This is a genomic window from Sphingomonas melonis, assembly GCF_013409985.1.
Classification (GTDB): Bacteria; Pseudomonadota; Alphaproteobacteria; order Sphingomonadales; family Sphingomonadaceae; genus Sphingomonas; species Sphingomonas melonis_A.
This window is the reverse complement of sequence record NZ_JACCBY010000012.1, coordinates 13,291-32,936: the sequence shown is the minus strand read 5'-3', so window position 1 is coordinate 32,936 and position 19,646 is coordinate 13,291. Positions and strand designations below refer to the sequence as shown.

At 68.6% G+C, this 19,646-nt stretch carries 20 protein-coding genes and 1 other annotated feature; of the genes, 8 read left to right on the top strand and 12 right to left on the bottom strand.

Going from position 1 to position 19,646, the window contains the following annotated elements; all coding sequences use genetic code 11:
- Window positions 1-92 precede the first annotated feature (92 nt).
- From HD841_RS20350 to HD841_RS20335, 4 genes are all read right to left on the bottom strand, one after another.
- Window positions 93-377 (bottom strand): hypothetical protein, encoded by a 285-nt coding sequence (locus HD841_RS20350; protein ID WP_257015876.1) that lies wholly within the window; start codon window positions 375-377, stop codon window positions 93-95.
- 62 nt (window positions 378-439) lie between these two features.
- The gene (locus HD841_RS20345; RefSeq protein WP_179510706.1) at window positions 440-682 is read right to left on the bottom strand and encodes a hypothetical protein; all 243 of its coding nucleotides are present in this window, start codon (window positions 680-682) and stop codon (window positions 440-442) included.
- 107 nt (window positions 683-789) lie between these two features.
- Complete coding sequence (gene dapF / locus HD841_RS20340; RefSeq protein WP_179510729.1) at window positions 790-1,734, bottom strand: diaminopimelate epimerase; 945 nt, start codon at window positions 1,732-1,734, stop codon at window positions 790-792.
- A gap of 74 nt (window positions 1,735-1,808) precedes the next feature.
- Window positions 1,809-2,237: a DUF6456 domain-containing protein gene (locus HD841_RS20335; RefSeq protein WP_179510728.1), complete on the bottom strand. Its 429-nt coding sequence runs from the start codon at window positions 2,235-2,237 to the stop codon at window positions 1,809-1,811.
- A gap of 86 nt (window positions 2,238-2,323) precedes the next feature.
- Here HD841_RS20335 and HD841_RS20330 point away from each other — a divergent pair, with 86 nt between their 5' ends.
- The 3 genes from HD841_RS20330 (at window position 2,324) to HD841_RS20320 (ending at window position 5,934) form a co-directional block, all read left to right on the top strand.
- Window positions 2,324-2,887, top strand: coding sequence for a helix-turn-helix domain-containing protein (locus HD841_RS20330; RefSeq protein ID WP_179510727.1), 564 nt, complete (start codon window positions 2,324-2,326; stop codon window positions 2,885-2,887).
- Between the two features lie 250 nt (window positions 2,888-3,137).
- Window positions 3,138-4,982, top strand: coding sequence for an ABC-F family ATP-binding cassette domain-containing protein (locus tag HD841_RS20325; protein WP_179510726.1), 1,845 nt, complete (start codon window positions 3,138-3,140; stop codon window positions 4,980-4,982).
- A gap of 622 nt (window positions 4,983-5,604) precedes the next feature.
- Window positions 5,605-5,934: an ArsR/SmtB family transcription factor gene (locus HD841_RS20320; protein WP_179510725.1), complete on the top strand. Its 330-nt coding sequence runs from the start codon at window positions 5,605-5,607 to the stop codon at window positions 5,932-5,934.
- Between the two features lie 67 nt (window positions 5,935-6,001).
- Here the strand turns inward: HD841_RS20320 and HD841_RS20315 are convergent, their stop codons facing one another.
- The 6 genes from HD841_RS20315 to fucP all read right to left on the bottom strand — a co-directional run bounded on the left by HD841_RS20315 (window position 6,002) and on the right by fucP (window position 11,366).
- Window positions 6,002-6,277: a DUF3297 family protein gene (locus HD841_RS20315; RefSeq protein WP_179510724.1), complete on the bottom strand. Its 276-nt coding sequence runs from the start codon at window positions 6,275-6,277 to the stop codon at window positions 6,002-6,004.
- A 94-nt stretch (window positions 6,278-6,371) separates the two neighbouring features.
- Window positions 6,372-6,743 carry a hypothetical protein gene (locus HD841_RS20310; protein WP_179510723.1) on the bottom strand — a complete coding sequence of 124 codons (372 nt, stop codon included), beginning with the start codon at window positions 6,741-6,743 and terminating at the stop codon, window positions 6,372-6,374.
- A gap of 162 nt (window positions 6,744-6,905) precedes the next feature.
- Window positions 6,906-7,637 carry an SDR family oxidoreductase gene (locus HD841_RS20305; RefSeq protein WP_179510722.1) on the bottom strand — a complete coding sequence of 244 codons (732 nt, stop codon included), beginning with the start codon at window positions 7,635-7,637 and terminating at the stop codon, window positions 6,906-6,908.
- Window positions 7,634-8,845, bottom strand: a complete 1,212-nt coding sequence (locus HD841_RS20300; protein ID WP_179510721.1) for a UxaA family hydrolase — start codon at window positions 8,843-8,845, stop codon at window positions 7,634-7,636. Before HD841_RS20300 ends, HD841_RS20305 begins: the two co-directional genes overlap by 4 nt.
- Window positions 8,842-10,128, bottom strand: a complete 1,287-nt coding sequence (locus HD841_RS20295) for an aldo/keto reductase (RefSeq protein WP_257015875.1) — start codon at window positions 10,126-10,128, stop codon at window positions 8,842-8,844. Before HD841_RS20295 ends, HD841_RS20300 begins: the two co-directional genes overlap by 4 nt.
- On the bottom strand, window positions 10,125-11,366 hold the full coding sequence (gene fucP, locus HD841_RS20290; protein WP_179510720.1) for an L-fucose:H+ symporter permease: 1,242 nt from the start codon (window positions 11,364-11,366) through the stop codon (window positions 10,125-10,127). The genes HD841_RS20295 and fucP overlap by 4 nt, the downstream gene beginning before the upstream one ends.
- Window positions 11,367-11,718: 352 nt before the next feature.
- Here fucP and HD841_RS20285 point away from each other — a divergent pair, with 352 nt between their 5' ends.
- The 5 genes from HD841_RS20285 to HD841_RS20265 all read left to right on the top strand — a co-directional run bounded on the left by HD841_RS20285 (window position 11,719) and on the right by HD841_RS20265 (window position 17,441).
- Entirely contained in the window at window positions 11,719-12,501 is a 783-nt protein-coding gene (locus HD841_RS20285; protein WP_179510719.1) for an IclR family transcriptional regulator, read from the top strand.
- On the top strand, window positions 12,498-13,295 hold the full coding sequence (locus HD841_RS20280) for a GDSL-type esterase/lipase family protein (RefSeq protein WP_179510718.1): 798 nt from the start codon (window positions 12,498-12,500) through the stop codon (window positions 13,293-13,295). The genes HD841_RS20285 and HD841_RS20280 overlap by 4 nt, the downstream gene beginning before the upstream one ends.
- Window positions 13,295-14,092, top strand: a complete 798-nt coding sequence (locus HD841_RS20275; RefSeq protein WP_179510717.1) for an SGNH/GDSL hydrolase family protein — start codon at window positions 13,295-13,297, stop codon at window positions 14,090-14,092. Before HD841_RS20280 ends, HD841_RS20275 begins: the two co-directional genes overlap by 1 nt.
- On the top strand, window positions 14,089-15,783 hold the full coding sequence (locus tag HD841_RS20270; RefSeq protein ID WP_179510716.1) for an alpha-L-fucosidase: 1,695 nt from the start codon (window positions 14,089-14,091) through the stop codon (window positions 15,781-15,783). Before HD841_RS20275 ends, HD841_RS20270 begins: the two co-directional genes overlap by 4 nt.
- Before the next feature lie 52 nt (window positions 15,784-15,835).
- Window positions 15,836-15,891 (top strand) — a sequence feature (sul1 is cis-regulatory element that is thought to sense ions involved in sulfur or methionine metabolism; They are found in Alphaproteobacteria).
- A gap of 71 nt (window positions 15,892-15,962) precedes the next feature.
- Window positions 15,963-17,441, top strand: coding sequence for a SulP family inorganic anion transporter (locus HD841_RS20265; protein ID WP_445013697.1), 1,479 nt, complete (start codon window positions 15,963-15,965; stop codon window positions 17,439-17,441).
- A 6-nt stretch (window positions 17,442-17,447) separates the two neighbouring features.
- Here the strand turns inward: HD841_RS20265 and HD841_RS20260 are convergent, their stop codons facing one another.
- Together HD841_RS20260 and HD841_RS20255 are read right to left on the bottom strand one after the other, a co-directional pair.
- Window positions 17,448-18,458, bottom strand: a complete 1,011-nt coding sequence (locus HD841_RS20260; RefSeq protein WP_179510714.1) for a ferritin-like domain-containing protein — start codon at window positions 18,456-18,458, stop codon at window positions 17,448-17,450.
- A gap of 25 nt (window positions 18,459-18,483) precedes the next feature.
- On the bottom strand, window positions 18,484-19,452 hold the full coding sequence (locus HD841_RS20255) for a ferritin-like domain-containing protein (protein WP_179510713.1): 969 nt from the start codon (window positions 19,450-19,452) through the stop codon (window positions 18,484-18,486).
- Window positions 19,453-19,646: the final 194 nt, after the last annotated feature.

Here is a 19,646-nt window from a genome sequence, read left to right as displayed (position 1 = left end):
CGCCCTGCGATGCGAGAAGACCATTTCCGCCTTCATGGGCTTCGTCCATCTCGCATGTGCCATGATCTGGCTAGCATGAATGCAGACAGCACCTAACGCGACCGCGCCGCCGCCCGCGAGCGCAGCGCCAGCCGCATGCGGGCCAGCCAGCTGCGCGGCAGCGGGTTCCGGTGCGGCACCAGCAGTGGCTCGAACTCATGCGGTTCGAACGGCACGCGCGCCAGGTCGAGCATCAGCCCGGTGACATCCTTCGACAGGGTCGCGTGATTGTCGGCGTCATAGGTCGCGCGCAGCGCCTGGCCGAGCGGCTGCAGCTTAGCATCCTGCCCGCGTGGCAGTTCGTCGTCATCGTCCTTGCGGGTGCCGCTGCCGTCCATGATTGCCGCCCTTGTCCGCGTCTCTCAACGAACAGAACGGTCAAGGGTTCAGCCTCTTTACCTCAGCTTTCCGGCGCCTCGCCCGCCGCATCGCCCTTGCCCTCGCCCTCCGCGTTGCCGCCGTCGGCCGCCGCGTCGCGCGCGCCGTCCCCGTCAGTCGCGGCATCGCCGCCGCCATAGCAGCGGTCGAGATAATGGTTGGCGATGATATAATGCGCGCGGACGGCTTCGGGGTGGGTGGCGCGCTGCGCCAGCTCCAGTTCGGTTTCCGCCCGTGCGTAGAAATAGGTCGTGTCGTCGCGCATGTCCGTTACTTCCAAGCGATAGCGAATATCGCGCTGCCTATAGGGTTGCGGCAATGCCCGCGATCAATGGGGGGCCGGCCGCGCCGCCGTCGATCCGCCCGGCCGGGTCAACGGCTGGCCGCATCGGCGAGCCGCGACCAGGCGGCGATCTCCGCATCGACATGGCCGTGGACGATCAGCTCGCCCGCCTGTTCCGCCGCGACATCGACGCTCACCGATCCATGCCATTCCCAGGTCGCATTGCCCGACAGGCTGACCATCGCATCGCGGGCGACCTGCGCGCGCACCAGCCCGCCCTTGTTGAACACGGTGATCGACGCGTCATAGCCGAGCCGCCCGGTCAGGCAGGCGGCAAAGGCCGACGCCGCCATCGCGCTGCCGCAACTGTCGGTCAGGCCGACGCCGCGCTCGAACGTCCGCACGAACAGATCCGCCCCGCGGACCTCGACGAACGAGACGTTGGCGCGGTTGGGCAGCCAGTCCGGCGCCGCCTCGCACGCCGTGCCGATCGCGACCAGCTCCGCCTCGTCGACGGCATCGACGAACGTCACCAGATGCGGATTGGGCATGGCGACCGCGGTGAACAGGCGCCCGCTGCCGAGCGGCGGTACCGTCGCCTCGACGATCCGCTCGCCCACGCCATGCAGCGGCCAGGCGGCGACGTCGAGCCCCGCCGGCCCCGCCGTCTCGCGCACCGTATAGACGCCGGGGGCGAGGTCGGCGTCGCGCACCACCGCGGCGCTCGACGTCTTGAGCTTCACCTGCGCCGCATCGATCCCCAGCCGCTCGAACCCCAGCCGCGCGACACAGCGCAGCCCGTTCAGGCACGTCTCGGCCTCGCTGCCGTCCGAATTGAACATCTTCATCGCAAACGGGTGATCCGCATCACCCCGGCCGAGCAGCAGCAGCCCGTCGCCGCCCACCGGCCCGCGTCGGTCGGCCAGCGCCCGCGCGACCGCCGCCCAGTCCGCGGCGGGAAGATCGAGCGCGCGCGCGTCGATCAGCGGAAAATCATTGCCCGAGCCATGGCATTTCACGAAGTCGAACCGCACCACATCCATCCCGTTGCGGCCCTATGGCCCGCTTATGTTCTCGTCTGGCGGCGCCGATACACCCGCGGCGACGGTCACGGCAAACGATAATGATCCGCCAGCCGGTCGAGCGCCAGCGTCAGCACCAGCCGCCCGGCCCGCGCCGGCCAGCCCAGCGCCTTCTCCGCCACGGGCAGCCCCTCGCCGGCGCAGATCACCCGCCACGCGACATCGGCCAGCCCCTTCCCCGCCGCCGCCAGCGCCGCATCGAACCGGCGCTTCGCCGCGATCTGCGCGGTGGTCGGGTCGAGCCCCTCGCCGCCGCCGTCGACGCGCGCGGCCCAGCGCATCGTCACCCGCGGCCCGAGCGACGCCGTCTCGTAATCGCCACGCAGCCGCTCCCCCGCCTCGAACTGGCGCGCATCGACCAGCCCGCGCGCGCGCAGCCAGCCCAATGGCGATTCGGCGACGTTGACCGTCACGCTCCGCCCCCGCCCCACCGTCCGTTCGACCAATTCGCGCATCTGCCCTTCCCTCCGAGTCGCATACCACTTGCCACAACGTCAGCTTTGTAGGACAGAGAAATAACCGCAGCGGTTAAGGAGCCGAGATGATCACCGCCATTCGCGAAGTGCGCCGCGCCAAGGGCCTCACCCTCGAAGAGGTCGGCCGCCGCTGCGTGCCGCCGACGACCGCGCAGACGATCGGCCGGCTCGAAACCGGCACTCGCACGGTGTCGGTGGCGTGGCTCAACCGCATCGCTGCCGCGCTCGAGGTCGCCCCCGCCGATCTCGTGACCTTACCCGACCGCGCAACGCTGCCCGTCGCCGCGACGCTCGACGCGGACGGCGCCCACGCACCGCGCCAGTCGTTGACGCTGGTCCCACCGCAGCCCGCCGCGGGCAGCGTCGCGATCAGCGTCACCGGCAGCGTCGGCGACTATCGCGCTGGCGACGCGATCTGGTGCGACCTGCGTGTCCCCGATCAATTCGGTCAGGCGCTCAACCGCGACGTGCTCCTGCCGCTTCCCGCCGGCCGCTTCCTCTTCGCCCGCCTGATCGGCCTCGACGGCGACGCGCTCCTGCTCCTGCCCCTAACCCCAAACGCCCGCCCGACCTCGATCCCCTCACCAGCGTGGTTAGCACAAGCGTCCCGCCTGATCCGGACGCTATAAGGCTCATGCGAAGGCGCAGCCCGTCGCCGCTCACCCCCAACCGTTCGCCCTGAGCCTGTCGAAGGGCAGGTGAGACTCAGGGCCCTTCGACAAGCTCAGGGCAAACGGCGATGGGGGCCGACAAGGCTGACCGCCGGGCATGCCCCCTCTGCGCCTCTGCGCCTCTGCGCGAACCATCTTCCATCCGCACCTCCGCACGCCGCTCGCACCACCGCTTTAGCTGCACCGCAACATCTGCTACAGCGCGCGCATGCTCAACCTCAACGGCATCACCGTGCGCCTCGGCGGCCGCACGATCCTCGACGGCGCGACCGCGGCGCTGCCGCCCGGCGGGCGGATCGGGCTGATCGGCCGCAACGGCGCCGGCAAGTCGACGCTCGTCCGCGTTATCGCCGGCATGCTCGAACCCGACGACGGCTCGGCCGACATGCCCAAGGGCGCGCGCCTCGGCTATATCGCGCAGGAGGCGCCCTCGGGCACCGCGACGCCGTTCGAGACGGTGCTCGCCGCCGACAAGGAGCGCGCCGCGCTGATGATCGAATCGGAGACGAGCGAGGATCCCGACCGGCTCGGCGACGTCTACGAGCGCCTCATCGCGATCGACGCCTATACCGCGCCCATGCGCGCCGCGCAGATCCTACTCGGCCTCGGCTTCGACGAGGATATGCAGCAGCGCCCGCTCGACAGTTTCTCGGGCGGCTGGAAGATGCGCGTCGCACTCGCCGCCCTGCTCTTCTCGCAGCCCGACCTGCTGCTGCTCGACGAGCCCTCGAACCACCTCGATCTCGAGGCGGTGATGTGGCTCGAGGATTTCCTCGTCAACTACAAGGCGACGATCGTCGTCGTCAGCCACGAGCGCGACTTCCTCAACAACGTGGTGGATCACATCCTCCACCTCCAGAACGGCAAGATCACGCTCTACGCGGGCGGCTACGACAGTTTCGAGCGCCAGCGCGCCGAGCGGATGGCGCAGCTCGCCGCCGCCAAGGCCAACCAGGACGCGCAGCGCGCCAAGCTGCAGGATTATGTCGCGCGCAACTCGGCCCGCGCCTCGACCGCCAAACAGGCGCAGAGCCGGCAGAAGATGCTCGCCAAGATGCAGCCGATCGCCGAGCTCGCCAACGATCCGTCGCTGTCGTTCGACTTCCCCGATCCCAGCGAATTGCGGCCACCGCTCATCACGCTCGACATGGCGAGCGTCGGCTATGCCGAGACGCCGATCCTCAAGCGGCTCAACATGCGGCTCGACCCCGACGACCGCGTCGCGCTGCTCGGGCGCAACGGCAACGGCAAGACCACGCTCGCCCGCCTGCTCGCCGCGCAGCTCGCGCCGATGGACGGCGAAATGAACGCGTCCGGCAAAATGAAGGTCGGCTACTTTACCCAATATCAGGTGGAAGAACTCGACGCCGACGATACGCCGCTGGAGCATATGACCCGCATCATGCGCGGCGCCAGCCCCGCGGCGGTACGCGCGCAGCTCGGCCGCTTCGGCTTCTCGGGCGACAAGGCGGTCGGCAAGGTCGGCAAGATGTCGGGCGGCGAGAAGGCGCGGCTCGCGTTGGCGCTCATCACCCGCGACGCGCCGCACATGCTGATCCTCGACGAGCCGACCAACCACCTCGACGTCGATGCGCGCGAGGCGCTGATCCAGGCGCTCAATTCCTACACCGGCGCGGTCGTGCTGGTCAGCCACGATCGCCACATGCTCGAAATGACCGCCGACCGGCTGGTGCTCGTCGATGGCGGCACCGCGCGCGAATTCGACGGCAGCCTCGACGATTACATCGCCTTCGTGCTGGCGGGCGACAAACAGCCCGAGACCAAGACGAAGAAGGAAAAGGGTAAGCCGATCGACCGCGACGCCGACAAGGCGCGCCGCAAGGCGATCCGCGATTGCGAGGCGGAGATCGCCAAGCTCACCACCGACCGCAACGCGATCGACCGCGCGATGTTCGATCCCAAGACCGCCGAACCGCGCTACGCCAAGCTGGCGATGGGCGAGCTCATGAAGCGCCGCGCCGACGTGCAGGCGCAGATCGAGGCGGCCGAGGCGACATGGCTGGAGGCGACCGAAGCGCTGGAAACGGCGTAAGCGCAAGGCTAGCCTTCTGCGGCGAGGGACGACACCGGTAAAACCCGCCTCGTCACGCCAAGGAAGTCAAAGGCCTGCGTGACGTGCTCCTGAGCACGCAGGAGCCCAGGGCCAAGCGGAACGACGCCTGATGCCGATCGCAACTCCCGGGGCGGATCCACTTTCGGAATTAGGAATACGTCCTCCCCCGCAACGGCAGGACGAATGCATTTAGCTGACGTGGTGAGGTTCGATCGGCTTCCTCATCAGGTTCGTCACCCCGGACTTGTTCCGGGGTCCACCCAGCCGCAAGAGAACGGTGTCGATCCAAGCCTTTCTCCTCGTCGCAGAGTGGACCCCGGAACAAGTCCGGGGTGACGGGCTAAGTTCGGAAGCGCAAGACCGCCACTGTCGCGCTTGTAGAAAGTCCCGGATGCTGCTCCAGTACCGGAGCAAGTCTGGCAAGCCTAACATCTCTTGCCATGCCGTCCGCTCGGTCGCATCTACTACACGCTAGGCGTTCTATCGAAGATGTCATGCGCCCTGCCGCCACCGGCATTCAAGGCAACGAGCGGGTTGCGCATAGCCCATTCCAATCATAAGCAACTTCCCGGTTGCACGGGTCGCAACCAGAAGGTTGCCGATGCCACCCACGTCACCGATGCCGAAGCCGATCCAGGCCGCCCGCCTGTTCGCAGCACTAGCGGACCCGACGCGACTGTCGCTGCTCATCATCCTGCGCAGCGGGCCCGGCCGCTCGATCGCGCGTCTGTCCGCCAATGCCGGCATGACGCGCCAAGCGGTCACCAAGCATTTGCACGTGCTCGAAGACGCCGGCCTCGTCACCGCCGAACGGCTCGGCCGCGAGACACATTACAGGAGCAAGCCCGGTGCGCTCGACGCCGCGCGTCGTACGCTCGACGCCATCGCCGGCGATTGGGCGGCGCTCCGCCCCCCGCCCGCCGCAGGCTGACGATCCCGGCCAAAGAAAAAGGCCCGGGAGTCACCCCCCGCGCCATCCGCATGTCCTGAAGCCGGGCTCAGCCCTCGGAGGCATCCTCGCCCGCGGCATCCGCGGCGGGCCGCTCGAACCACGCCTCAACCTCGCCCGACAGCTTGAGAGTCAGCGGACGGCCGTGGCGGTCGACCTTCTTGCCGAGCGCGACGCGGATCCAGCCGGCGGGGCGGTCATATTCCTCGACATCCCGGCGTTCGGCACCCTTGAAGCGGATGCCGATGCCGCGCTCCAGCGCGGCCTGGTCGAAATAGGGGCTCGACGGATCGGTCGACAGGCGATCGGGGGGCGTATCGGTCATGGCGCGCGCTTAGCGCCAACGGTCCTGCCCCGCTACGAAAAAGCGGCGCGGACCGAAGCCCGTGCCGCCTTCCCGACGAAACCGTTGCCTGCACTTAATAGCCGTAGCCATATCCATAACGCGGGCCGTAGTCGTAATAGCGCTCACGGACCACCACACGCGGCGGCGGGGGCGGCGGCGCATAATATTCCTCGCGATAGACCACCCGCGGCGGCGGCGGCGGCGGCGGCGCATCGTAATAATAGCCGCGATCGTAATAGCGGTCGCGGTTGTTGCCCGCGATCGCCGCGCCGATCCCGAGCCCGACGATACCGCCGAGCAGCGCACCCGCCGCGACATTGCCGCCGTTGCCGCGATGGTGATAGCGATAGCCGCCCCAGCGCTGCGCCTCCGCCGGTGCGGCGGCGGTCAGGGCAGTGGCGGCGAGCGCCAGACCCAGACCTGCTTTCTTCAATACGGTCTTCATCACGTCGAACCTCCTCTAACACGACGCTCGGAGTATCTGGTCCAAACGCACAGAGCGGCGAGCGTGTTGCATCCCATCTAGGCGAGTCGGGCTGAACCGGGCCGGAATGCCGCGTTCATCCGCCGTTTAGCGGCCGGCTTGCGACGGCAGCCATGGCGTCGCTCAGTTTACCCAGCCGCCGTCGATGACATGGACCGCGCCGGTGGTGAACGCCGCCTCGTCGCTCGCCAGATACAGCGCCAGCGCCGCCACCTCGTCGGCCCGGCCGAGCCGCCCCATCGGCTGGCGCGCGACGAACGCCGCCTGCGCCGCGGCGTAATCGCCGGTATCGTGCAGCCGCTGCTGCAACGACGGCGTGTCGACCGTGCCGGGGCAGATCGCATTGCAGCGGACGCCTTGGCCGACGAAATCGGCGGCGACCGCCTTGGTCAGGCCGATGACGCCCGCCTTGGTCGCGCCATAGGCGAAGCGGTTGGGGATGCCCTTCACCGAACTGGCGATCGACGAGACGTTGACGATCGCGCCGCCGCCGCCCGCCAGCATCGCCGGCAGGAAGGCGCGGACGGTGCGGTACATCGCGGTCATGTTGATCGCCAGCGCCTGCCCCCATTCCTCTTCGGTGCAGTCGAGGATGGTGCCGGCGTGGACGATGCCGGCGACGTTGGCGAGCACGTCGATCCGCCCGATCTCCGCCGCCAGCGCGGTCACCGCCGCGCCATCGGTGACGTCGAGCGCGCGCGCCTCGCATCCCGCGACGCCGGCGAGCGCGTCGAGATCGCGGTCGGTGGCGATCACCCGAGCGCCCTCGGCGGCGAACCGCTCCGCGGTCGCGCGGCCGATGCCGCGTGCCGCTGCGGTGACCAAGGCCACCTTGCCGTCCAGTCGTTTACTCATGCTGCGATCCTGCGTTGGGCGATCGGCAGGCAGGCCGGGCCGATCGGGTCGAAAGCCTTGTAGGTGAGGATGAACTCGCGATGGCCGAGCTCTTCGGAGACGCTGCGCTGGCCGCCCGCGACCGCGAGCACCGCATCGACGATCTCGGCCCCGACCTCATCGAGCGTCGCCGCGCCTTCGAGGATGCGGCCGGCGTTGATGTCCATGTCGGCGGCGAGGCGGCGCGCGGTCTCCGGATTGGCGCAGACCTTGATGACCGGCGCGATCGCTGATCCCACCACCGAGCCGCGCCCGGTGGTGAAGATCGTCAGGTGACAGCCCGAGGCGATCATCTCGACGATCTCGGCATTGTCGGAGATGTTGGGGAAGCCGAAGCGCGGCTCGCCGTCGGGCACCACGTCGAGCAGATAGAGTCCGCCCGCCGGCGGCACGTCGCCCGGCTTGATGATGCCGCTGATCGGCGAGGAGCCCGATTTGGAATAGGCCCCCATCGATTTCTCTTCCTGCGTCGTCAGCCCGCCCTCGGCGTTGCCGGGCGCGAAGCTGCCGAAGCCCATGATCGTGTAATAGCGTTCGGCCTTGGCGACGCTGGCGATCAGCTCCTCGCCAAGTTCGGGGGTGACCGCGCGATCCGCCATGATCCCCTCGCAGCCGACCAGCTCGCCCGTCTCCTCGAAGATGCAGGTCGCGCCCGCGCCGACCAGCGTATCGAAGGCGCGGCCGACCGCGGGATTGGCGGTGATGCCGCTGGTACCGTCCGAGCCGCCGCAGATCGTGCCGACGACGAGTTCGTCGATCGCCATCGGCACCCGCTCCACGCCGGCGATCGCGGCCTGCACGCGCGCCACCGCGGCGAGGCCGGCGGCGATCGTCGCGGCGGTGCCGCCCGCCTGCTGGATGACGAGCAGCTCGACCGGCCGCCCGCTCGCCGCGACCACCGCCTGCAACCGCTCGCGATCGAAACTCTCGCAGCCGAGCGAGACGATCACCAGCCCGCCGACGTTGGGGTGCGTCGCCACCGCCTCCATCACCTTGGCGGCATAGGCATTGGGATAGCAGCCGGGAAAGCCGATCAGGTGGACGTCGGGATCGTCCGCCTTGTCGACGATCCGCCGCGCGACGTGATGCGCGCATTCGACCAGATAGGCGACTGCGACGGTGTTGCGGATGCCCTTGCGCCCGTCGGCGCGCGCATAGCCGCGGATCATGCCCGTGCCTCGGTCAGCGTCGCGCGCGTGTGGCTGGCGATATAGTCGCTCTTCATATTGTGCATGTGGACCCAATCGCCGGTGTCGGCGGCCGCGGTCATCGACCCGATCGGCGCGCCATATTTGATGACCTTGTCGCCGAGCGCGAGCCGCTGCCGCGCGACCTTGTGGCCGACGGTGATGCCCTCGCGCGCCGGCACGGTGCCGCCGCCGATCGGCAGCACGTCGCCCGCCGTGATCGGCGCGACGCAGATCAGGACGTTGTCGTCGGGGTGGAGCAGGATCAATTGGTTGGTCACGGCGGCAGGCGGCTCCGGTTGCGAAATGGGGTCGAGCAGCGCCCAGGCGGCGTCGGGCACGCGGGTCGCGATCCGCGCCACCATCGCGGCGACCTCGGCCTCGCCGGCGAGTCCGGCGACGACACAGGCCACCGCCGGATGGCGTAGGGGAAAGTGCAGCGCCGCGGCGGGCAGCGCGATGCCCGCTTCGGCACAGGTGGCGGCGAGCGCACGGGTGCGCGCGACGATCGCCGCGTCGGGCGCCGCATAATCATAGTGCAGCCGCTGCGGGTCGGCCTCGGCCGGATCGGCGGCGAGGATGCCGCTGTTATACGGCCCGCCGACGATCACCCGCACCCCGCGCTCGGCGCAGCGGTCGAGCAGCCGCGCGGCGCTGCGGTCGAGCAAGGTATAGCGGCCGGCGAGCAGGATGACGTCGAGATCGATATGATCGAGCAGCTCGTCGCACACCGCGATCTCGTTGACGCCGATCCCGATCGCATCGACCGCGCCCGCCCGTTTCAGCGCGGCCATCGCCGCATGGCCGCTGTCGAGGAAGGCGGCGAGATGGCGCGGATGGTCCGCACCATGCGTCATCTTGCCGAGATCGTGCGCGAACAGCAGGTCGACGCGGCTCCGCCCGAGCCGGGCGAGGCTTGAATCGAAGGAGGCACGGATCGCCTCGCCGCGATAGTCGAACAGCGGCTCGAACGGATCGGCATCGACGAAGCCATGCCGGGTCCCTCGCGCCTCGGTCGGCACCAGCAACCGCCCGACCTTGGTCGAGACCATCGCGCGGCCGGCCGGATCGTGCACGGCGAGCGCCGCGCCCAGGCGCCGCTCGGCGAGGCCGAAGCCGTAATGCGGCGCGGTGTCGAAATAGGCGATGCCGGCGCGCAGCGCCGCCGCGACGGTCGCCGCCGCCGCGGCATCGTCGATCGTGCGATAGAGATTGCCGATCGCCGCGGTGCCCATGCCGAAGCGCGGCAGCATCGCCGCGCTCATGCCGTCACCGCCGTGTCGCGGTGCAGCCGCGCGAACAGCGCGACGCCGACGAAACAGGCTGCCGGCACCAGCATCGCCAGCCGGATCGAGCCCACGTCGGACACATAGCCCATCACCGCGGTCAGCACCGCGCCGCCGATGATCGCCATCACCAGCAGCGACGCCCCCGGCTTGGTCAGCGGCCCGAGCCCGCGCAGCGTCAGCACGAAGATCGTCGGATACATGATCGACATCAGCGCGCTCGACAGCACCAGCGCGGCGACGCCGACGAGGCCGCCGACCGCCACCGCGACGAGGCAGAGCAAAGCGTCGATCCCGGCGAAGATCAGCATCAGCCGCGCGCCCGCGATGCGCGCCATCAGCGCCGCACCGACGAACCGCCCCGCCATGAACAGCGCCAGCGACAGCGTCAGCAGCCACGCCGCGCGCTGCGTGCCGAGCGACGGCAGCTCGACCGCGACATAGCGGATCAGGAAGCTCCACACCCCCACCTGCGCGCCGACGTAGAGGAATTGCGTGCCGACCCCGGCAAGATAACGCGGCGTCCTGAGCAATTTGCCATAGGCGCCGGGCGTGCGCGTCTCGGGTGCGCTCGGCCGCGTCGCGATCTCGGGGAAGCGCGTCACCGCGAACACCGCCGCCCAGGCGAAGACGATCAGCGCGATCGCGAGATAGGGCAGCCGCACCGCAGAGGCGGCGGCGACATCGCCCGCGCGCTCGTCGGCAAGGATGAAGGTCGCGCCGAGCGTCACGCCCGCGATCGAGCCGAGCGGATTGAACGCCTGCGCGAGGTTGAGCCGCCGCTCGGCGGTGGCGGCGCTGCCGAGCGCGGCGACCATCGGATTGGCGGCGGTCTCCAGAAAGGCGAGGCCGCTGGCGATGACGAACAGCGCGAGCAGAAAGAAGCCGTAGCTCAGCATCAGCGACGCCGGCCAGAACAGCAGCGCGCCGATGCCGAACAGCACCAGCCCCTGCACCACCGCGGTCTTGTAGCCGAAGCGCTGCATGACGATCGCGCCGGGAATCGCGAAGCAGAAATAGCCAAGATAGAAGGCCGACTGGACGAGGCCCGATTGCAGGTCGCTCAGCGTGAACACCGCGCGGAAATGCGCGATCAGGATGTCGTTGAGGTTGTTGGCCATGCCCCAGAGGAAGAACAGGCCGATCGTCAGCAGCAGCGCGGCGCGGCTGGCCGGCGGGGTGGCTTCATCGTCCTGTACGGCGACGCTCGGGTTCATTATGCCTCTCCCACGCTCCTTCCACGAACGGTCGCGGTTCGCGGGGTGTTATCCGGAGGGTTTATGCGCTCCGCTCGCGATATGAAATGTAAAAATCACTTTCATCTGCGGATTTTCCTTGCCACGTTGCGTACTTACGGGCGGAATGGGGCAGCGACAGGACGAAGGACACGGCGTTTCCTTACTCCGTCATCCCGGACGTGTTCCGGGGTCCACTCTGCGGCGAGGAGAACGGCATGGGGCGCGACCGTTTCCCGGTGGCATGGTGGACCCCGGAAGACGTCCGGGGTGACGGGTGGACGGGGAACGGCGGCAAGCCTCAACGTAAGAACAACGACCGGGGGAGGGACAGATGACGACCAAAGCGCGCTACCAGGCACCCGCATTGACCAAGGGGCTCGAAATCCTCGAGCTGCTCGCCGCCTCGAGCGTGCCGCTCACCATGTCCGACGTCTCGACCGCGCTCGGCCGCTCGGTCAGCGAGATCTTCCGCATGCTGCAGGTGCTCGAGGCGCATCGCTATATCGCCCGCGGCGACGACGGCTACCGCCTGACCAACCGGCTGTTCGCGCTGAGCATGGGCCAGCCGCCGGTACGCGATCTCGTCTCCACCGCATTGCCGGTGATGCGCACGCTTGCCCGCGAGACGGGGCAGAGTTGCCATCTCGTCGTGGTGTCGGGTGCCGAGATGGTGGTGATCGCGGGGGTCGAGGCACCGGGCCTGTCCGGCTTCGCGGTGCGCGTCGGCTATCGGCGGCCGCTGCACCGCTCCGCCTCCGGCCGTATCCTGCTCGCCTTCCAGCCCGAGGAGACGCGCGCGGCGATGCTCGACGAGGTGCGCGCGACCGGCGATACGATCGACGACGCCGCGCTCGCCGGCCAGCTCGCCGCGATCCTCGCCGAAGGCTGCGGCACCACGCCGAGCCCGCTGCTCACCGGCATCACCGACGTGTCGGTGCCGATCCTGTCGTTCGGCGCCGCGCGCGCCGCGCTCACCATACCGTTCGTCGACGGGCCGGGCAGCAGGGTGACGATCGCGGCGACGCAGGACGCGCTGCGCAGCGCCGCGGCGGCGATCGCCCAGGCGCTCGATCCGGCGCTGGGCGACCTCAACACGAAAGGCGATGCCTCATGATCCGCCGCCTCGTGCTGGCGGCGCTGCTGCTCGCCGGCCCGGCGCAGGCGCATGAATATCAGAGCGCGCCGCCGCGCCGCACCGCGGTGGAGAAGGATTGGGGTCCGTGGCTCGGCCCCTATCGCGCGCGGCTGGTGCCCGTGCTGATGGAGGATTTCGGCGAACGCTATCTCTATGCGCCCGCCAATGCGGCACTGCCGCCGCCGCGCGCCGGCGAGCAGCGCGTCGTCTTCCTCGGCGACTCGATAACCGACCGGTGGGACCTCGCCGCCAGCTTCCCCGGCCAGCCCTATGTCAATCGCGGCATCGGCGGGCAGGTGACCGCGCAATTGCTGCTCCGCTTCCTGCCCGACGTCGTCGCGCTGCGCCCTGCGGCGGTGGTGATCCTCGCCGGCGTCAACGACGTGCAGGGCCTGCTCCAGCAGGAAACGCCCGAGCAGATCGAGGATCATTGGCAGGCGATGGCCGATATCGCCGATCGCCACGGCATCGCCGTCGTCTTCGGCGCGCTGTTGCCGGTCAACGATTACACCCCGGCCGCGCGCGACGTGGTGAGGGAGCGCAAGCCCGCCGAACTGCGCGCGCTCAACCAGTGGCTGCGCGGCTTCTGCGCCCGGCGCGGCTATGCCTTCGCCGATTATGCGGCGGTGCTTGCCGACGACACAGGGCTGATGCGCCGCGACGCGACCGAAGACGGCATCCACCCGCTCGCCGCCGGCTATGCGCGCATGGCGCCGGTCGCGCGCGCCGCAATCGCCGCCGCGCTGGCAAAAAAGACGAAGAGGACCTCCTGATGCGCTATTCCAAGCTTCTCGCCGCCGGCCTGTGCCTGACCGCCGCCGCCGCGTCGGCGCAGACCAACGTGCCCGGCGATCCCTATGCCGGCGATCCCGTCGGCATCGTCGCCGATCCCTGTCCCGCCCACCCCAAGCCCGCCGACGGCAAGGGCTGGCAGATGTGGAACCTCCACATGCTCACCCGCGACCATGGCCAGCTCTGCCGCTATCGCGCGCAGAATGCCGCGCTGACCGAGCCGGTGCGCGTCGTCTTCATGGGCGATTCGATCACCGACAATTGGATCGGCGCCGATCCGTCGCTGTTCACGCATGGCGTCGTCGATCGCGGCATCAGTGGCCAGACGACGCCGCAGATGCTGCTCCGCTTCCGTCAGGACGTAATTGCGCTGCGCCCCAAGGCGGTGCAGATCATGGCCGGCACCAACGACATCGCCGGCAACACCGGCGCCGCCACCGTCGAGACGGTACGGGGCAATATCGAGACGATGGCGGAGCTGGCGCATGCCCACGGCATCAAGGTGATCCTCGCCTCGATCCCGCCCGCCGCCGCCTTTCCGTGGAGCCCGGAGAAGCGCCCGGCGCCGCAGATCCTCGCCTTCAACCGCTGGCTGCAAGCCTATGCCAGGGCACACGGCTATACCTATGTCGATTACCATGCCGCGCTGACCACGCCGGAGGGCGGGATGAAGCCCGGCCTCGCCAGCGATGGCGTCCATCCGACCCCCGCCGGCTATGCGGTCATGCGCCCGCTCGCGCTCGCCGCGATCGCCAAGACGCTGGGCGGCGGCCGATGAGCGTCGATCGCCGCAGCGTTCTCGCCGGCAGCGCCGCGCTCGGCCTCGCGCAGGCGCTTCCTGCCGCCGCCGCCACGCCGCCGCCGCACAATAGGCCGCGCAATGCGCTGCGCCCGGTCAAGGTCGCGCCACCGCGACGCTTCACCCCCGATTGGGACTCGCTCACCGCGGGCTATTCCGCGCCCGACTGGTTCCGCGACGCCAAGTTCGGCATCTGGGCGCATTGGGCGGCCCCCTCGGTCCCCGGCATCGGCGACGACTGGTACGCGCGCAACATGTACCTCCAGGGTCATCCGACCTACGCGCATCACCTGAAGCATTACGGCCATCCCGCCGATACCGGCTTCCTCGACATCCAGAACCAGTGGCGCGCCGAACATTGGGACCCGGCAGAGCTGCTCGATCTCTACAAGGGCGCGGGCGCGCGCTATTTCATGGCGCTCGCCAACCATCACGACAATCTCGACTGTTTCGCCTCGACGCATCAGCCGTGGAATTCCACGCGGGTCGGGCCGAAGAAGGACATCGTCGGCATCTGGGCGAAGCTGGCGCGCGAGCGCGGGCTGCGCTTCGCCGTCTCCAACCACAGCGCGCATGCCTGGCACTGGAACCAGATCGCCTATGGCTATGATCCGGTCGGCCCACGCCGCGGCCAGCGCTACGACGCCGCGACGCTGACCCGCGCCAAGGGCCGTGGCCGATGGTGGGAGGGGCTCGATCCGCAGCAGCTCTACACGGGTCCGTCGATGGCGATGCCCGACGGCATCGGCTCGCTCGCCGAGGCGGGTGCGTGGCACGCCGCCACCGACGGCCTGTGGAACGAGGGCGTGCCCCCCGATCCCGAGTACGTCCGCCGCTGGACGCTGCGCTCCCGCGAGCTGATCGACACATACGAACCCGACATGCTCTATTTCGACAATCACGATCTGCCGCTGCAACAGGCGGGGCTGGATATCGCCGCCTATTTCTACAACCGCAACATGGCGCGCAACGGCGGCCGGCTGGAGGGCGTCGTCACCGCCAAGGAGACGCCGCCGCAGCGCCGCATGGGCCTCGTCGACGTCGTCGAGCGCGGCCAGAAAAGCTATATCGACACCTATCCGTGGCAGACCGAAACCTGCCTCGGCAACTGGTTCTACGGCGAGCAATTCTACCGCGAGAACCTTTACAAGACGCCCGCCAAGGTGCTGCACACGCTCTGCGACGTGGTGTCGAAGAACGGCAACATGATGCTCAGCGTGCCGATCAGGGGCGACGGCACGATCGACGCGCGCGAACGGCAGATCGTCGAGGAGATCGGCGCGTGGCTGCGGATCAACGGCGCGGCAATCTATGGCAGCCGGCCGTGGCGTATCCATGCCGAGGGCGCCGACGCGGCCGGCGCCGGCAGCTTTTCCGAAGGCGGCCGCGACACCAGCTATACCGCGCGCGACATCCGCTACGTCACCCGCGGCAAGGCATTGCACGCCCTGGTGCTCGGCTGGCCCGCCGACGGCGTCGCGCGGCTGACCCTGCTCGGCCGCGACAATCCGGTCGGGCGCGGCGAGGTGCGTCGCGTCACCCTGCCCGGCAGCGACGCGCCGCTGCGCTTCACCCGGACCGGCGATGCACTGGAGGTGCGGCTGCCCGACGCTGCCCGGCATCCGATCGGGCTGGCGCTGATCATCGAGGGGCCGGGGCTGGTCGACTGAGCCCCGCGCCTATTGCGTTGCAGCACGGATCGGGCTAGGCGGCCGGCATTCGCTTGGACCCGGTGCAATTCCGGGTGGCTATTCCGGCCGCCGATCCGCCGGACAACGCAATCCGCTCCCGAAATATCACGCGTCGCCGCCGGCGGCGCCGGAGCGGTCATGCGGGCTCTCATTCCATGATATATACTGCTCTATCCCGTTACCGCGCCGAATGGTTCACCAGCGTCGCCGGCGCCCGCCGCGACGTGCTCGCCGGCATGGTCGCCACTTTCGCGCTGATCCCCGAAGTCATCGCCTTCTCCTTCGTCGCCGGCATCGATCCCGAGGTCGGCCTGTTTGCCTCGTTCGTCATCGGCATCGTCATCGCGATCGTGGGTGGCCGCCCGGCGATGATCTCCGGCGCCGCCGGCTCGGTAGCGCTGGTCGCTGCCGCGCTCGTCCATGCGCACGGCCTGCCCTATCTGCTCGCCGCGACCCTGCTCGCCGGCCTGCTTCAGGTCGTGTTCGGCCTGCTCAAGCTCGACGTGCTGATGCGCTTCGTGTCGCGCTCGGTCCGCACCGGCTTCGTCAACGCGCTGGCCATCCTGATCTTCTCTGCGCAGCTGCCGCAAATGATCGGTGTCGATTGGCACACCTATGCGATGATCGGGCTCGGCCTCGCGATCATCTATCTGGCGCCGCGCGTCACCAACATCATCCCTTCGCCGTTGATCTGCATCGTCGTGCTCACCGCGGTCAGCATCGCACTGCCGATGCCGCTGCGTACGATCGCCGATCTCGGCCGCCTGCCCGCCTCGCTGCCGCATTTCGGCTGGCCGGCGGTGCCCCTCGACTGGCAGACGCTGACCATCATCGCGCCTTATGCGCTGGCGATGGCGGCGGTCGGGCTGCTCGAATCGATGATGACCGCCAGCGTCGTCGACGATCTCACCGAAACCACCAGTTCCAAGGCGCGCGAGTGCAGCGGGCTCGGTCTCGCCAACATCGCCGCCGGGCTGTTCGGCGGCATCGCCGGCTGCGGCATGGTCGGCCAGACCGTCGGCAACGTGCGCTATGGCGGTCGCGGCCGGCTGTCGACGCTGGTCGCCGGCGTGTTCCTGCTCGTCGTCATGGTGCCGCTGCGCCCGTGGATCGCGCAGGTACCGGTCGCAGCCCTGGTCGCGATCATGATCATGGTGTCCATCAGCACCTTCTCCTGGGGATCGCTGCGCGACCTCGTCCGTCATCCCAAGACGTCGGGCGCGGTGATGCTGGCGACGGTGGCGGTCACGGTGACCACGCACGATTTGTCCGCGGGCGTCGCAGTCGGCGTCCTGCTGAGCGGCGTGTTCTTCGCATTCAAGGTCACGCGGCTGATGCGGGTGGAGGTCGGCTATGACGCGGCGACCGATACCCGCCTCTACACGGTGTCCGGCCAGATCTTCTTCGCCAGTGCGGAGATCTTCGCCGATCATTTCGACCTTGCGGATACCGCGCGGCGTGTGCGCATCGACCTGACCCAGGCGCATCTGTGGGATGTCACCGCGGTCGGCGCGCTGGAGGACGTGGTGACCAAGATGCGCCGCCACGGCATGACGGTGGATGTCGTCGGCCTCAATGCGGCGAGCGCGATCCTGGTCGACCGGCACGCGCAGGCGATGCGCGCGCCGGCCGTGTGACCGGCGTCAGCCCGCGGTCGAGGCCTTGATCGTGCCGTTGACGCCCGCCGGGAAGAACCCGCCGGAGGTCGCCGCACCGGCATTGAGGTAGGCGACGTTGAGCACGTCGCCTGCCGACCGGCCGAAGACGATCCCGTCACCATCCGCCTGCACGATGTTGGACGCGGCACCGCCGTTGATCGTCACGGGACCGATGCCCTCATCGCTTTCGACCGGATTGTCGATCACGTCCCGCCTGTCGGAGATCAGGCCGGCATTGGGGCGCAACAGCGGCATCGTCAGGCCCTTGCGGTACAGCAGGGTGCGCAACAGACCCGAGTGGTAGGCCTCCACCGCGAGGATGCCCGCGGCGGCGTCGAGGATCACCTTGCTGGAGATCAGCGACGCCGATCCCTTGTATGCGGTGACGCCGACATCCGACAGCAGCATGCCGCCGAGCAGCCAGTTCTCTTCGTTTTCGTAAGGATTGAACGTCCCGGTCGGGCCGACCACGCCGGCGGACCGCGCCGCGGCGGTAAAGGCGCCGTTTGCGCCGCCATCGATGTTGATCGCGGGCTGCGCTACCGCGGCCGAGCCGAGCTGCTGACGCAGGAACAAGACATGCTGGTTCTCGTCGGCAGCAATCTCTCGAGCGTAGGCTGCAACCGCATCCGTCGCAAATCCCACCTTTGCGCCGCCGGTCACCGCACCTTGCTGGCCCGTACCGGTTTGCAGGGTGGCATTGAGACCGGAACCGAACGCCGCGAAGGAGTAATAATTGGCCTCGAGATATTCGAGGTTCAGCGCGAAATTGAGGATGTCGACATCGCCGGCGGGCAAGCCTGCGCCCGGGGCCGGCGTCGGCGTCGGGGTGGCGGGCGGCGCATATTTGTCGTCGTCATCGTCGCAGGCGGCGAGCAGCGACGCGCCCGCGGTGGCCGCGACGGCAGTACCCGCCATGCGGAGGAAGCGGCGGCGTTCGGCCCGCCGACGCTCGGCGATATCGAACACCTCGAGAAGCGTTTCACGATCGATCATTGGAAATCCCCTTTGGACCCGAGGCTCAGGCGTTGTTGGCGCTGCTGCGGATGGTGCCGTTGACGCCGGCCGGGAAGAATCCCCCCGAGGTGACCTGGGCCTTGTTGAGGTAGACGATGTTGAGCACCTGACCCGTCGTCCGACCAAAGGCGATGCCGTTGGCGTCGGTGGGAACGATGTTCGACGTGGGGCCGGCGCCCGACGTCACATAAGCGATGCCCTGATCGAGGTCGCTGGCGCCATCAAGGCTGTCGCGCGCGGTCGACACCAATTCGGTATCGCCGCGGATCGTCGATGCCTTCAACCCGGCGTTGCCGCCGAGTTGATCGATCGTCGTGCGGATCATGCTGGCGTGATAGGCTTCGGCGGCCAGGATGCCCGCCGCGGCGTCGATATAGGTCTTGCTGCTGAGCAGACCGGACGCACCCTTATAGGCCGTGACGCCGACATCCTCGAACAGGAACGCCCCATAGAGGAAGTTGAGGTCGGAGGCGTAGGGATCGAACGCGGTGTCGGCGGGCACCAGCGTCGCGGCCTGTGCCGCGCGGCTGAACGCGCTGGTCGGCGATACGCTGAGGTCGATCGCGGGCTGCGCGACCGCCGCCGATCCGAGCGCCTTGCGCAGGAAATTGACGTGCGCGAGTTCGTCTTCGGCGATCTCGCGCGCCATTTCACCGAGCAGCCTGTCGTCGAACACCCGAAGCTTTCCGCCGGTAGCGGCAACCGGCGTACCGACGCCGGTGATCGACGCCTCAGGGATACCCCGGCCGTAAACGGCGTAATAATAGAAATTCGCCTCGAGATATTCGAGGTTGAGCGCGAAGTTGAGGATGTCCGCATCGGTCAGGGTCTGCGCCTGTGCGGGATTGCTGACCAAAAAGGCGCCGGCCCCGACGGCCGCCGCCCCTACTGCCGCCTTGAAAAAGGCGCGGCGATCGTTGCGCTGTTCGGCATGCGCCGCAAGCGCGTCGATCGGACTGACATCGTGACTCACGCTGAGACTCCCCTTTGTGTTGAGGACAGCAACTTCCACCCGACCATTACGTTCCGGAATTATTTTCCCGGTGTCCCAAGTCCAGGCACGACATAGATTTGGATCATGTCGATTCTAATGTCCGGCAACGACATCTTCGCAGCGTTGGCACATAAGTCTATCATGGACTATATTTGCCGGGCGTAATATTGTGC